This window comes from Ectopseudomonas guguanensis (assembly GCF_900104265.1).
Taxonomy (GTDB): Bacteria; Pseudomonadota; Gammaproteobacteria; order Pseudomonadales; family Pseudomonadaceae; genus Aquipseudomonas; species Aquipseudomonas guguanensis.
This window is the reverse complement of record NZ_FNJJ01000005.1, coordinates 40,070-53,485: the sequence shown is the minus strand read 5'-3', so window position 1 is coordinate 53,485 and position 13,416 is coordinate 40,070. Positions and strand designations below refer to the sequence as shown.

General features: G+C 66.1%; 11 protein-coding genes. 5 read left to right on the top strand and 6 right to left on the bottom strand.

Annotation, left to right across the window (positions count from 1 at the left end; translation table 11 throughout):
- Positions 1–37: 37 nt before the first annotated feature.
- Both BLS61_RS08985 and ompR read right to left on the bottom strand, forming a co-directional pair.
- Positions 38–1,354, bottom strand: coding sequence for an ATP-binding protein (locus tag BLS61_RS08985; RefSeq protein WP_090430003.1), 1,317 nt, complete (start codon positions 1,352–1,354; stop codon positions 38–40).
- Positions 1,355–1,430: 76 nt separating this feature from the next.
- On the bottom strand, positions 1,431–2,168 hold the full coding sequence (gene ompR, locus BLS61_RS08980; protein WP_004373226.1) for an osmolarity response regulator transcription factor OmpR: 738 nt from the start codon (positions 2,166–2,168) through the stop codon (positions 1,431–1,433).
- 206 nt (positions 2,169–2,374) lie between these two features.
- Here ompR and BLS61_RS08975 point away from each other — a divergent pair, with 206 nt between their 5' ends.
- The 4 genes from BLS61_RS08975 (at position 2,375) to rmf (ending at position 7,112) form a co-directional block, all read left to right on the top strand.
- A complete protein-coding gene (locus tag BLS61_RS08975) occupies positions 2,375–4,699 on the top strand; it encodes a Tex family protein (RefSeq protein ID WP_090430001.1) in 2,325 nt (774 codons plus the stop codon).
- Entirely contained in the window at positions 4,696–5,082 is a 387-nt protein-coding gene (locus tag BLS61_RS08970) for a PaaI family thioesterase (protein ID WP_090429999.1), read from the top strand. The genes BLS61_RS08975 and BLS61_RS08970 overlap by 4 nt, the downstream gene beginning before the upstream one ends.
- A 102-nt stretch (positions 5,083–5,184) precedes the next feature.
- Entirely contained in the window at positions 5,185–6,765 is a 1,581-nt protein-coding gene (gene gshA, locus BLS61_RS08965; RefSeq protein ID WP_090429997.1) for a glutamate--cysteine ligase, read from the top strand.
- Positions 6,766–6,920: 155 nt separating this feature from the next.
- Positions 6,921–7,112, top strand: coding sequence for a ribosome modulation factor (gene rmf, locus BLS61_RS08960; protein WP_090429995.1), 192 nt, complete (start codon positions 6,921–6,923; stop codon positions 7,110–7,112).
- Positions 7,113–7,350: 238 nt separating this feature from the next.
- Here the strand turns inward: rmf and argA are convergent, their stop codons facing one another.
- The 4 genes from argA to BLS61_RS08940 all read right to left on the bottom strand — a co-directional run bounded on the left by argA (position 7,351) and on the right by BLS61_RS08940 (position 11,938).
- Positions 7,351–8,649: an amino-acid N-acetyltransferase gene (gene argA / locus BLS61_RS08955; protein ID WP_090429993.1), complete on the bottom strand. Its 1,299-nt coding sequence runs from the start codon at positions 8,647–8,649 to the stop codon at positions 7,351–7,353.
- 64 nt (positions 8,650–8,713) lie between these two features.
- Entirely contained in the window at positions 8,714–9,880 is a 1,167-nt protein-coding gene (gene argE, locus BLS61_RS08950) for an acetylornithine deacetylase (RefSeq protein WP_090429991.1), read from the bottom strand.
- A 69-nt stretch (positions 9,881–9,949) separates the two neighbouring features.
- Positions 9,950–11,221, bottom strand: a complete 1,272-nt coding sequence (locus BLS61_RS08945; RefSeq protein WP_090429989.1) for an inorganic phosphate transporter — start codon at positions 11,219–11,221, stop codon at positions 9,950–9,952.
- A 39-nt stretch (positions 11,222–11,260) separates the two neighbouring features.
- Positions 11,261–11,938, bottom strand: coding sequence for a TIGR00153 family protein (locus BLS61_RS08940; RefSeq protein ID WP_090429987.1), 678 nt, complete (start codon positions 11,936–11,938; stop codon positions 11,261–11,263).
- 112 nt (positions 11,939–12,050) lie between these two features.
- Here BLS61_RS08940 and BLS61_RS08935 point away from each other — a divergent pair, with 112 nt between their 5' ends.
- Positions 12,051–13,415 carry a CYTH domain-containing protein gene (locus tag BLS61_RS08935; RefSeq protein WP_090429985.1) on the top strand — a complete coding sequence of 455 codons (1,365 nt, stop codon included), beginning with the start codon at positions 12,051–12,053 and terminating at the stop codon, positions 13,413–13,415.
- Position 13,416: the final 1 nt, after the last annotated feature.

Below are 13,416 nucleotides of genomic sequence, written 5' to 3'. Positions count from 1 at the left end.
ATTGCCAGCACCAGGGCGCGGTCTTGGGACGCTCCGCCTAGACCGCGTCGCGCGGCAACAGCAGCCCCAGCGGCAGACGCACCCGCGCCTCGAGACCGCCGCCGCTGCGGTTGCGCAATTCGACGCTGCCACCATGCAGCGCGGCGATGCGCTTGACGATGGCAAGGCCGAGGCCGGTACCGCGTCCGCCACGGGCCCGGTCGCCACGGATGAAGGGGTTGAAGATGCTGTCCAGCTCGGCCGGATCGATGCCGTTGCCGCGGTCCAGCACGCTCAGCACCACATAGGGCGCACTGTGATCACCGGCCAGGCTGGCGACCACCTCGACGGCGTCGCCGCCGCCATGGTTGAGCGCATTCTCCACCAGGTTGGTGAGCAGGCGCTTGGTCGACACGCGGCGCAGCGGGAATGGCGGAATCGCTTCCAGGCACAGGCGCACCCGCTCGCCGCCCTGGTTGTAGGGCGCCAGGGTTTCGCGCACCAGTTCGGGGAAGTCGGCCTCCTCCACCGGCTCGTCGCGGCCGTCGCGGATGAAGGCGAGGAACTGATCGAGGATGGCGTCCATGTCCTCGATGTCGCGCACCATGTCCTCGGTCAGCTCGGAATCGTTGTCCATGAACTCCAGGGCCAGACGCAGGCGCGTCAGCGGCGTGCGCAGGTCGTGGGAAACCCCCGCCAGCATCAGCTCGCGCTCGCGGCCGGCCTGCTCGACATCCTCGGCCATCTGGTTGAAGGCGCGGTACACCTCGGTCATCTCGCTCGGTGTATCGCCCACCGGCAGGCGCACGCTACGGCCCTGGCCAAGCTGGCGCGCGGCGTAGACCAGGCGCTTGAGCGGTGCGTTGAGCTGACGCACGAAGATCCAGGCCGCTGCGGTGGAAAGCAGGCCGATGCCGAGGAACCAGCCGAGCACGCTCCAGATCCGCTGGCCACGCAGCGGATGCGGGTACATCGGCACCCGCACCCAGCCATCGCCGAGGCTCGGCGCATGCACCCAGAGCGCCGGCGGCGTGGTGGCGCGCACCCGGGTTTCGGTGTCGGGGCCAAGTTCGGTCTGCATCTGCCGCTGGAAGATTTCGCTGTAGGGCCAGTGCTGCTCGCTGGCCGGCACCTTGTCGCGCGGGATGCGCTTGAGCCCGGCGGCCTGGGCGATATGGTCGCGGTCCTCGGGGTTCGCTGCCCAGTAGGCACGCAGGGTCAGCGCCGCGCCATGGCTGTACTGGCGATCGACCAGCACGTCCTCGTTCATCATCAGGTACACCAGCGTCAGTGCCTTGGAAAACAGCACGACGATGAGCACCAGCCACAGGGTGCGGGCGAAGAAGCTTTGCGGGAACCAGTAGGGGGCTTTCATCAGCACAGAACCGTAGGAGCGAGCGCGGCTCGCGGAAACGTTACTTCAATTCGCGAGCCGCGCTCGCTCCTACGCGTCACTTGTTGCCGTCAGGAACGAACACGTAACCCACACCCCAGACGGTCTGGATATAGCGCGGCTTGGACGGGTCCGGCTCGATCAGGCGGCGCAGGCGGCTGATCTGCACGTCGATGGAGCGCTCCAGGGCGTCCCATTCGCGGCCGCGGGCCAGGTTCATCAGCTTGTCGCGGGTCAGCGGCTCGCGAGCGTGCTGCACCAGGGCCTTGAGCACGGCGAATTCGCCGGTGGTGAGCATGTGCACCTGATCACCCTTCTTCAGCTCGCGGGTGGCCAGCGACAGCTCGTACTCGCCGAAGCTCACGCTCTCGTCCTCGGTACCGGGTGCGCCCGGCACCACCGGCACCTGGCGACGCAGCACGGCCTTGATCCGCGCCAGCAGTTCGCGCGGGTTGAAGGGCTTGGCCAGGTAATCGTCGGCGCCAAGTTCCAGGCCCTGGATACGGCTGGACTCGTCGCCCTTGGCGGTGAGCATGATGATCGGGATCTGGTTGTTCGATTCGCGCAGGCGGCGGCACGCGGACAGGCCATCCTCGCCGGGCAGCATCAGGTCCAGCACCACCAGATTGAACAGTTCGCGCGCCAGCAGACGGTCCATCTGCTCGACGTTCTCCACCGCGCGTACCCGGTAGCCCTGCTCGTCGAAGAAGCGCTCGAGCAGGCGGCGCAGACGGGCGTCGTCATCGACGATGAGAATCTTCTCGCCTTCGGCGACAGTAGCAGCGGTCTGGGTCATGGCGTCTCCTTGGACAGCCGTACTAAGGACGGCAAGTGGCGGCATTATCGCTCAGGCGCTTGAGTGGGCGCTTTAGCCATTGTTAGCAGATTTTTCCCCGAACGGTTCCCAGCACCCCTGAACGCGGTGTTTATAATGCGCCGCTTTTGTATCTGGCCTGCATCCCTGCGGCCACCCTAGTCGTTCCAGTGTGGGTAGCTTTATCTATGGACAGCATCAACAACCGCATCGCCGAAGAGCTGGGCGTGCGCCCGCAACAGGTCGCCGCCGCCGTGGCCCTGCTCGACGAAGGCTCCACCGTGCCCTTCATCGCCCGTTACCGTAAGGAAGTGACCGGCAGCCTCGACGACACCCAGCTGCGCCATCTGGAAGAGCGCCTGCGCTACCTGCGCGAGCTGGACGAGCGCCGCGTGGCGATCCTCGCCAGCATCGAGGAGCAGGGCAAGCTGACCCCCGAGCTCAAGCGCGAGATCGACCTGGCCGACACCAAGACGCGCCTCGAAGACCTGTACCTGCCGTACAAGCAGAAGCGCCGCACCAAGGGCCAGATCGCCCTGGAAGCAGGCCTCGGCGAGCTGGCCGATGCGCTGTTCAACGATCCGAGCCTGACCCCGGAGCAGGAAGCCGAGCGCTTCATCGACGCCGAGAAAGGCTTCGCCGATGTCAAGGCCGTGCTCGAAGGCGCCAAGTACATCCTCATGGAGCGTTTTGCAGAGGATGCGAGCCTGCTGGACAAGCTGCGCAGCTTCCTCAAGGACAACGCCACCCTCAGCGCCCGCCTGGTGCCGGGCAAGGAGAACGAGGGCGCCAAGTTCAGCGACTACTTCGAGCACGACGAGCCGCTCAAGGGCGTGCCGTCGCACCGCGCGCTGGCGATCTTCCGCGGCCGCAACGAAGGCATTCTCAGCGCCAGCCTCAAGGTCGGCGAAGAACTGCCGGGCACCCTGCACCCCTGCGAGATGATGATCGGCGAGCGCTTCGGCCTGCAGAACCAGGGCCGCGCCGCCGACAAGTGGCTGGCCGAGGTGGTGCGCTGGACCTGGAAGGTCAAGCTGTACAACCACCTGGAAACCGACCTGCTCGGCGAGCTGCGCGAGAAGGCCGAGGACGAGGCGATTGCGGTGTTCGCCCGCAACCTGCACGACCTGCTGCTGGCCGCCCCGGCCGGCCCGCGCGCCACCCTGGCGCTCGACCCGGGCCTGCGCACCGGCTGCAAGGTGGCGGTGGTCGATGCCACCGGCAAGGTGCTGGAAACCGCCACCGTCTACCCGCACGCCCCGCGCAACGACTGGGACGGCACCCTGGCGATCCTCGCCAAACTGTGCGCCAAGCACGGCGTCGACCTGATCTCCATCGGCAACGGCACCGCCAGCCGCGAAACCGACAAGCTGGCCGCCGAGCTGATCAAGAAGGTGCCGGGCCTCAAGCTGACCAAGGTGATGGTCTCCGAAGCCGGCGCCTCGGTGTACTCGGCCTCGGAACTGGCCGCCCGCGAATTCCCCGACCTAGACGTGTCGCTGCGCGGCGCAGTGAGCATCGCCCGCCGCCTGCAGGACCCGCTGGCCGAGCTGGTGAAGATCGACCCGAAATCCATCGGTGTCGGCCAGTACCAGCACGACGTCTCCCAGCTCAAGCTGGCGCGCAGCCTGGACGCCGTGGTCGAGGATTGCGTGAACGCCGTCGGCGTCGATGTGAACACCGCCTCCGCCGCCCTGCTGGCACGCATTTCCGGCCTCAACGCGACCCTGGCGCAGAACATCGTGCAGTACCGCGACGCCAACGGCGCCTTCGCTTCGCGCGCCGAGCTGAAGAAGGTGCCGCGCCTGGGCGAGAAGACCTTCGAGCAGGCCGCCGGCTTCCTCCGTGTGATGAACGGCGACAACCCGCTGGACGCCTCGGCGGTGCACCCGGAAACCTACCCGCTGGTCGAGCGCATCGCCCAGGACACCGGCCGCGACATCCGCTCGCTGATCGGCGACTCGGCCTTCCTCAAGCGACTGGATCCAGCCAAGTTCACCGACGAGCGCTTCGGCCTCGTCACCGTCGGCGACATCCTCAAGGAACTGGACAAGCCCGGCCGCGACCCGCGCCCGGAGTTCAAGACCGCCGAGTTCCAGGAAGGCGTGGAAACGCTGAACGATCTCAAGCTGGGCATGGTGCTCGAAGGCGTGGTGACCAACGTCACCAACTTCGGCGCCTTCGTCGACATCGGCGTGCACCAGGACGGCCTGGTGCACATCAGCGCGCTGTCGGAGAAGTTCATCAAGGACCCGCACGAGGCGGTCAAGGCCGGCGACGTGGTCAAGGTCAAGGTGATGGAAGTGGACATCCCGCGTAACCGCATCGCCCTGTCCATGCGCATGGGCGATACCCCGGGCGAGAAGGTAGAGGGCGCACGCGGTGGTGCGCGCGGCGGCAACCGTGGCGGCAATACCCCACGCAACGAGCGCCACTCCAGCCAGGACAAGCCGGCTCCCGCCACGGGCGGCATGGCCGCGCTATTCGCCAACGCCAAACAGCTCAAGCGATGAGCAGCGCACAGGAGGTGGGCGCGAGCAGCGCCTTCTCCCGCCTGCTCGGGCTGGAGATTCTCCAGGTCGGCGGCGGCGAGGCGCGCGTGCGCCTGACTCTCACCGACGAGCTGCGCAACCTGCACGGCAAGCTGCACGGCGGCGCGCTGTTCTCGCTGATCGACACCGCCATGGGTCAGGCCAGCCATAGCCTGGGCGATGGCGGCCCGAGCAGCGTGACCCTGGAGTGCAAGATCAACTACATCCGCCCGGTATCCGAGGGCAACGTGCTGTGCCACGCCAAGGTGCTGCACGCCGGTCGCCGCACACAGGTGGTGGAAGCCGAAGTGCTGCAGGGCGACAAGCTGGTCGCCAAGGCGCAAGGCACCTTCGCCTGCGTGTAATCGCCCGCGCTCGGTCTGGTCTAATCTGGCAAACCGTTCGCCCCTTGCAGAGTGCAGGGGCGATCCCCATATTGTGGCGACTGCCCAGTTAGGAATTGCATCTTGAGCGATCTTCTCTCCCGCCGCCTGGCTCAGCTCGGCGAGCCGGCCAACCTGTCCCTGCTGGGTGAGTGTCTGCACGGCATCGAGCGCGAATGCCTGCGCGTCGACCGCGATGGCCAACTGGCCCTGACCCCGCACCCGCAGGCCCTGGGCTCGGCGCTGACCCATGCGCAGATCACCACCGACTATTCCGAGTCGCTGCTGGAGTTCATCACCGGCACCGCCAATGATCCAGCCGCCACCCTCGCCGAACTGGACAGCATCCACCGCTTCGCCTACGACAAGCTCGATGGCGAACTGCTGTGGAGCCCGTCGATGCCCTGCGCCCTGCCGGACGAGGAGACCATTCCCATCGCCCGCTACGGCAACTCCAATATTGGCCGCCTCAAGTACGTGTATCGCAAGGGCCTGGCGCTGCGTTACGGCAAGACCATGCAGTGCATCGCCGGCATCCATTACAACTTCTCCCTGCCCGAGAGGCTGTGGCAGCTGCAACAGCACAGCGAAGGCAGCGAGCAGAGTGCGCGTGACTATCAGTCGGCGCGCTATATCGCGCTGATCCGCAATTTCCGTCGCTACAGCTGGCTGCTGATGTACCTGTTCGGCGCCTCGCCGGCCCTGGACAAGGGCTTCATGCGCGGCCGCCCGCACCAGTTGCAGGAGCTGGACGCCAGCACCCTGTACCTGCCGTACGCCACCAGCCTGCGCATGAGCGACCTGGGCTACCAGAGCAGCGCGCAATCCGGCCTGACCCCCTGCTACAACGACCTGGCCAGCTACACCGATAGCCTGCGCCTGGCGGTCGGCACGCCCTACCCGGCCTATGTCGAGGCCGGTACCAAGCGCGGCGACGAGTGGCTGCAGCTCAATACCAACATCCTGCAGATCGAGAACGAGTACTACTCGAGCATCCGCCCGAAACGCGTCACCTACAGCGGCGAACGGCCGATCCAGGCGCTGATGAGCCGTGGCGTGCAGTACGTGGAAGTGCGCTGCCTGGACATCAACCCCTTCCTGCCGCTGGGCATCGACGAGGCGCAGGCGCGCTTCATCGACGCCTTCCTGCTGTTCTGTGCCCTGGCAGATAGCCCGCTGCTGGAAAACGGCGAGTGCAGCGCTTGCACCAGCAACTTCCTCAAGGTGGTCAAGGAAGGCCGTCGTCCCGGCCTGCATCTGCGCAAGGGCAGCCAACAGGTGGAACTCAAGGTCTGGGCCGGCGAGCTGCTCGAACGCATCCTGCCGCTGGCCGAGCTGCTCGACCGCAGCCAGGGCAGCGGCGCGCATGTCGAGGCCCTGGCGCAACAACAGGCCAAGGTCGCCGACGTGGAAATGACGCCCTCGGCGCAGGTGCTGGCGATTCTCCGGCAGGGCCAGAGCTTCACCGACTTCGCCCTGCAGCAGAGCCTGCGTCACGCCGAATACTTCCGCGCCCGGCCACTCGACGCCGAGCGGCAGCAGGCCTTCGAGCAGGCCGCTCACGACTCCCTGGCCGAGCAGGCAGAACTGGAGGCCCAGCCCAGGGGTGATTTCGATGCCTTCGTCGCCGCCTACCAGGCGAGCATCCTGGCGCTGGCGGTGTAGTCGGCCCGACGGCTAGCGGCCAGGGATGGCAGGCCAAAAAGGTCGACTTCATCACAAAGCCAACCAGCGGGGCAAAACCCGGGATGGGCGGCCATATGCCGGGCCGCCCGGCAAGCTAGCATTGCCGGGTAAAGGACGATAGACGAGCAGCGCCCATGGCCGAAGACGCCACGCCGCAATGGAGCCTGGAGAGCCTGACCAAGGCCTACCAGCAAGGCTATATGGCCGGCCTCACCGGCCAGGCCAAGAATCGCCAGCCCTACCCCGAGGAAATCCCCGCCGCCGCCTGGGAGGCCGGCTGGGACGACGGCTTCGAGCAGCTGCGCCTGCAGCAGCACAGCGCCTGAATTCTGAACGCATGGTGGAAGGGGCTTCAGCCGCGACAGATGTAGCCCGGATGAAATCCGGGGGTATTCTGGCTCGCTCTCCGGATTGCATCCGGGCTACATGCTCGGCCTTGACCTCCTGCATCGCTCCAGCGTAGGAGCGGCTTCAGCCACGAAGCTCGCGGATAATCCGCCTCCTCAGCCCATAGCCCGGATGCCATCCGGGCTTTTCGTCCTGGCTCGGTGCGCACGGCGCAGCCTACAGAGCCTTTTCGAACACCTTGGAGTTGCGCTGGTAGTTGTACAGCGAGGCGCGCGCCGCCGGCATGCGCTCGACGCTGCTCGGCTCGAAGCCGCGCTCGCGGAACCAGTGGGCGGTACGGGTGGTGAGCACGAACAGGGTCTTGATGCCCTGCGCCCGCGCCCTGGCCTCGATACGCGCGAGCAGTTCGTCACCGCGACCGCCGTGGCGGTAGTCGGGGTTGACCGCCAGGCAGGCCAGCTCGCCGCAGTCCGAGTCGGCGATGGGATAGAGCGCCGCGCAGGCGATGATCAGCCCCTCGCGCTCGACGATGCTGAACTGCTCGATCTCACGCTCCAGCACCTCGCGCGAACGACGCACCAGAATGCCCTGCTCTTCCAGCGGGCTGATCAGCTCGATCAGGCCGCCGACGTCCTCGATGCTGGCCTCGCGCAGGGACTCGAACTGCTCCTGGGCCACCAGGGTACCGTTGCCGGTGCGGGTGAACAGCTCGCTGAGCAGCGCGCCATCGGTGGCATAGCTAACGATATGGCTGCGCTTGACGCCACCGCGGCAGGCCTGCGCCGCGGCATCGAGCAGCTCGCCCTGGTAGTTGCTGCCCAGGCGCGCCAGGTGCGCCGGCACCTGCTGCGGGCGCAGCTCGCGCACCAGTTGGCCGTGCTCGTCGAGCAGGCCGTCCTCGGCGCCGAACAGCAGCAACTTGTCCGCGCCCAGGTCGATGGCGGCGCGGGTGGCGACGTCCTCGCAGGCCAGGTTGAAGATCTCCCCGGTGGGCGAATAGCCCAGCGGCGACAAGAGCACGATGCTGCGCTCGTCGAGCTGACGATTGATGCCCTTGCGGTCGATGCGCCGCACCTCGCCGGTGTGGTGGTAGTCGACGCCATCGAGCACACCGATCGGCCGTGCGGTGACGAAGTTGCCGCTGGTCAGGCGCAGGCGCGAGCCCTGCATCGGCGACGCCGCCATGTCCATCGACAGGCGCGCCTCGATGGCAATGCGCAGCTGGCCGACGGCATCGATCACGCACTCCAGGGTCGGCGCGTCGGTGATGCGCAGGTCGCGATGAAAGTGCGGGGTCAGACCGCGGGCGGCCAGGCGCGCCTCGATCTGCGGGCGCGAGCCGTGCACCAGCACCAGGCGCACGCCGAGGCTGTGCAGCAGCACCAGATCGTGGACGATATTGGCGAAATTCGGATGGGCAACGCCCTCACCGGGCAACATGACCACAAAGGTGCAGTCGCGGTGGGCGTTGATATAGGGCGAAGCGTGGCGTAGCCAGGTAACGTAGTCTTGCATGAGCAATCCATTAGCGTAGAGACGTAGGACGGCATGGCCGTCGTGTTCGGTCAGAAGGTCGGTCTCATCGTCGCTGCACGTCTTCGCTCCGGGTCAGGCAATAGTGCTGGATCAGTTGGCGCAGCAGCGCCACGGTAGGTTCGATGCGTGCCAGCTCCAGGTGTTCCCCCGGCTGATGCGCGCAGTCGATGTCACCCGGGCCGAGCACCAGGGTCTCGCAGCCAAGGCGCTGAAGATAAGGCGCTTCGGTGCCGAATGCCACCGCCTGCGCCGCATGCCCGGTCAGCCGCTCGGCCAGGCGCACCAGTTCGGCGTCGGCGCGCTGCTCGAACGGCGGCACTTCGGGGAACAGCGGGCCATAGTCGATGCGCACCTGATGCTTGAGCGCCAGCGGCTGCAGCTTGCCGCGAATCGCCGCGCGCAGCTGTTCCGGGTCCATGCCCGGCAGCGGGCGCAGGTCGAACTCCAGCGCGCACTGCCCGCAGATGCGGTTGGGGTTGTCGCCGCCATGGATGCAGCCGAGGTTCAGCGTCGGTTGCGGCACGCCGAATTGCGGGTTGTTGAATTCGCGCTGCCACTGCGCACGCAGGCCGCGCAGCTCGCCCATCACGTCCTGCATGGCCTCCAGCGCGCTATGCCCGAGCGCCGGGTCGGAGCTGTGGCCGCTGCGCCCGAGGATGTCGATGCGCTCCATCATCACGCCCTTGTGCAGGCGGATGGGCTTGAGGCCGGTCGGTTCGCCGATCACCGCCGCACGGCCCAGTGGCCTGCCGGCCTCGGCCAGGGCGCGGGCACCGGCCATGGAGCTTTCCTCGTCGCAGGTGGCGAGAATCAGCAAGGGTTGCTGGAAAGGCTGGTCGAGCAAGGGCCGCACGGCCTCGATGGCCAGGGCGAAGAAGCCTTTCATGTCGCAGCTGCCCAGGCCCACCCAGCGGTCGCCCACCTCGCTCAGCTTGAGCGGGTCGGTCTGCCACAGGGCCGCATCGAAGGGCACGGTATCGCTGTGCCCGGCCAGCACCAGGCCGCCGGGGCCGGAGCCATAACTGGCGAGAAGATTGAACTTGCCCGGGGTGATCTGCTGGGTTTCGCAGGTGAAGCCCAGATCACCGAGCCAGGCGGCAAGCAGCTCGATGACGGGCGCGTTGCTCTGGTCCCAATTGGGCTGGGTGCAGCTCACCGATGGCGCTGCGATCAGCGCGGCGAACTGCTCTCGGAAGGACGGCAGGGGCATCGGCGATCTCCAGAAAACGATGCCCCATCATAGGGGCATCGTCCTGTCGGTGAAACCGCCGAAGTCGAATCAGACTCCGCCGAACAGCGAGCGCAGGATGAAGAAGAAGATGATCGACAGGATCGCGCCGGCCGGCAGGGTAATGATCCAGGACAGGAAGATCTTGCCGATCATGCCCAGGTTCAGCGCACCAATGCCACGTGCCAGGCCAACGCCGAGAATGGCGCCGACCAGAGTATGGGTGGTGGAAACCGGCAGGCCCAGGCCCGAGGCGCTGACCACGGTGGTGGCGGCGGCCAGCTCGGCAGCGAAACCACGGCTGGGAGTCAGCTCGGTGATTTCCTTGCCGATGGTGGCGATCACCTTGTAGCCGTAGGTGGCCAGACCGACCACGATACCCAGCGCACCGAGCAGCAGGATCCAGCCCGGCACCAGCGACTTGGCGCCAGCGGCCTGCTCACCACCGCTCTGGATCACGCCGACGATGGCGGCCAGCGGACCGACTGCGTTGGCCACGTCGTTGGAGCCGTGGGCGAAGGCCATGGAGCAGGCAGTGAAGATCATCAGGATGGCGAACACTTTCTCCACGCTGGAGAAATGGAAGGCCTTGTCGGCCTCGACATCGACGTGAATGCGGCTGAGCAGGGCAATACCGAGCAACATCACCAGCACACCGATGCCGATCGAAAGCAGGAACCCTTCGGTGCTGGAGAGGTTCAGGCCGACATGCTTGAGGCCCTTGGTCATGGTCATCAGCGAGATCACGAAACCGGTGATGAACATGTACAGCGGCACGTAGCGCTTGGCATTGAGGAAGGGATTGTCGGTGTCGATGATCAGCTTCTGCACGCTGACGAACAGGCAGAAGGAGATGATCCCGGCCAGCATTGGCGTGACCACCCAGCTGGCTACGATGGGACCGACGCCGCTCCAGTGCACCGCATCCATCGACACGCCGACGGCGGCAAAACCGATCACCGCACCGACGATGGTGTGCGTGGTCGAGACCGGCCAGCCGCGGGTCGAGGCGACCAGCAGCCAGGTGCCGGCAGCCAGCAATGCCGACATCATGCCCAGCACCATGAGGTTAGGGCTGATCAGATCGGCATCGACGATGCCGTTCTTGATGGTTTCGGTCACTTCGCCGCCGGCCAGGTAGGCGCCGGCGAATTCGAAGACCATGGCGATGATGATCGCCTGCTTGATGGTCAGCGCACGCGAGCCAACGGATGTACCCATGGCATTGGCCACATCGTTGGCACCAACACCCCAGGCCATGAAAAAACCGAAAAGGCAGGCAAGCACGAGCAGAACCAGCCCGTAGTCCGCAATCAGAGACATAAATTAGTTTTCCGTAGATCCCAGAAAGGACACTGGCGCTTAGCGCGCCAGCAGTTGTTCCAGTCGGTTGCCCACTCGTTGGGCGCGGTCGGCGACGTCGCCGATCCAGTCGATGATCTGATAGAGGAACATCACATCGACCGGGGGAAGGTCCTTCTCCAGCGCGAACAGGTTGCGGCGTACCTCGATCTGCAGGCGGTCGGTGTCGTGCTCGATGACACCGAGTTCCTCGATCAGGGTTTCCACCAGCACGGCCTCGCGACCGGCGAAACCGGTTTCGAGCAGCTCATCCAGTTCGTTCATCGCCTTTAGCGCCTGGGCGCTGGCGTCCACGCTGCGCTGCACGTAGGTACGCATCAGCGGCTGCAACGCCTGCGGAATGGCCATCTGACGGCCGAGCATCAGGCCGGCGATGTCCTTGGCACGGTTGGCGACTTTGTCCTGTACACTGAGCAGCTCCAGCAGGTCCGAACGCGGCACCGGCAGGAACAGGCTCTTGGGCAGGTGCAGGCGCACGCTTTTCTTCAGCTTGTCGGCCTCGTGCTCCAGGCGGGACATCTCCTGTTGTACCTGTTCCACCTTGGCCCAATCCTCGGCCATCACGGCCTCGAAGAAGGGCACCAGGTTCGCCGCGCACTCGTGGGCCTTGGCGATATGCTGTTGCATGGGGCCGATGGGTGAACGGCCGAACAGGCTGACAAAGGGATTGATAGGCATAGGGTAAGCCCCCGTTTTGAGAAGGCCGCAAGTATAGGGACCGGCTTCGCCATCCGCCAGCGCGTGTCATCGGTCTGTCACATTTTCATAAAAGGCTATCTAGCTCTCCACCATGGTCAAAGAAACCGAAATCAAACTGCGCGCCAGTCGTGCCACCCTGGCCGCTTTGCGCGAGCATCCGCTGCTGAAGAAGCGCAACAAGAGCGGCTGGCAACGCACCCCGCTGTTCAACCAGTACTACGACACCCCGGACCGCGACCTGGCCAGTGCCAAGGTCGCCCTGCGCCTGCGCCGCGATGGCGAACAGTTCATCCAGACCCTGAAAAGTCGCGGCCAGAGCGTGGCCGGCCTGTCCGAGCGCAACGAGTGGGACTGGTACCTGAGCAAGGCCAAGCTCGACCTGAAAAAGCTCGACGACAGTTGCTGGCCGGCCAGCCTGGCCGAGCTGGACAAAAACACCCTGCAGCCGCTGTTCACCACCGATTTCGTCCGCGAAAAGGCCGAGATCGCCTGGGGCCGTGGCAAGGCCAAGGTGGTCATCGAGGCCGCGCTGGACCTGGGCAAGGTGATCGCTGGCGAAGGCGAGGAAGAAATCTGCGAGCTGGAGCTGGAACTGCGCCAGGGCGAGCCCGCAGCCCTGCTGGAGCTGGCCTGCGAGCTGGCCGCCGAGCTGCCGCTGATGCCCTGCGACATCAGCAAGGCCGAGCGTGGCTATCGTCTGTTCGATGCCGGCAGCTACAGCCTGAGCCTGCCGGCTCCCGAGCTGAGGGCCGAAATGAGCCTGGACGACGCTTTCGCGGCGCTGGCCTGGCATCTGCTCGGCGCCAGCCAGCGCCTGGCCGAGCAGTACCGTTTCAACGGCCACTGGAGCCTGCTGCAGCAATGGCTGGAGCAACTGATCGACCTGCGTGCCCTGCTCGCCAGCCTCGGCCAGGCCGCACCGCGCGCCAGCTCGCGTGAGCTGCGCGAAGCGCTCGATGCCCTGCTCGACGATTGGCGCCCGCGCCTGGCGGCTGGCCAGCACGACGACAGCATGCGCCGCAACGCTCCTGCGCTATTCGCCGCGGAACTGGATGGCTGCCGCTGGGGCCTGCTGTCGCTGAAGCTGTCGCACTGGCTGCTGCTACGTAGCTGGACGACAGAGCGCAACAATCGCGGCAATCGTCAGGGCAACGCCGCACTGGGTAACTGGCTGCCGACCCTGCTGGGCGAAGAAGGGGCTGCTGTGCAACTGCGCCGCTACCAGCAGCAGCCGGAAGACCTGGCCGAGCAGATGCCGCGCCTGGAGCGCCTGCTGGTCTGGCTGCGTCTGGCCCGTGGCCTGCTGGAAGTCCCCGAGGTCGACCGCCTGTATGGCGAGCTGAACAAGCTGTATGAGCTGGCGCAGCAGGAACTGGACGACGAGCAGCGCCAATTGCGCGCAACTCAGACGCAGATCGTGAGCAGCCTCAAGGCGTGGAAGGCGCTGGTGAAATAGC

Excerpts from the sequence above, each read along its gene's own strand:
- BLS61_RS08985 (WP_090430003.1), bottom strand. The coding sequence starts at position 1,354 with ATGAAAGCCCCCTACTGGTTCCCGCAAAGCTTCTTCGCCCGCACCCTG.
- ompR (WP_004373226.1), bottom strand. The coding sequence starts at position 2,168 with ATGACCCAGACCGCTGCTACTGTCGCCGAAGGCGAGAAGATTCTCATC.
- rmf (WP_090429995.1), top strand. The coding sequence starts at position 6,921 with ATGGCCGAAGACGCCACGCCGCAATGGAGCCTGGAGAGCCTGACCAAG.
- argA (WP_090429993.1), bottom strand. The coding sequence starts at position 8,649 with ATGCAAGACTACGTTACCTGGCTACGCCACGCTTCGCCCTATATCAAC.
- BLS61_RS08945 (WP_090429989.1), bottom strand. The coding sequence starts at position 11,221 with ATGTCTCTGATTGCGGACTACGGGCTGGTTCTGCTCGTGCTTGCCTGC.
- BLS61_RS08935 (WP_090429985.1), top strand. The coding sequence starts at position 12,051 with ATGGTCAAAGAAACCGAAATCAAACTGCGCGCCAGTCGTGCCACCCTG.
- argE (WP_090429991.1), bottom strand. The coding sequence starts at position 9,880 with ATGCCCCTGCCGTCCTTCCGAGAGCAGTTCGCCGCGCTGATCGCAGCG.
- BLS61_RS08970 (WP_090429999.1), top strand. The coding sequence starts at position 4,696 with ATGAGCAGCGCACAGGAGGTGGGCGCGAGCAGCGCCTTCTCCCGCCTG.
- BLS61_RS08940 (WP_090429987.1), bottom strand. The coding sequence starts at position 11,938 with ATGCCTATCAATCCCTTTGTCAGCCTGTTCGGCCGTTCACCCATCGGC.
- BLS61_RS08975 (WP_090430001.1), top strand. The coding sequence starts at position 2,375 with ATGGACAGCATCAACAACCGCATCGCCGAAGAGCTGGGCGTGCGCCCG.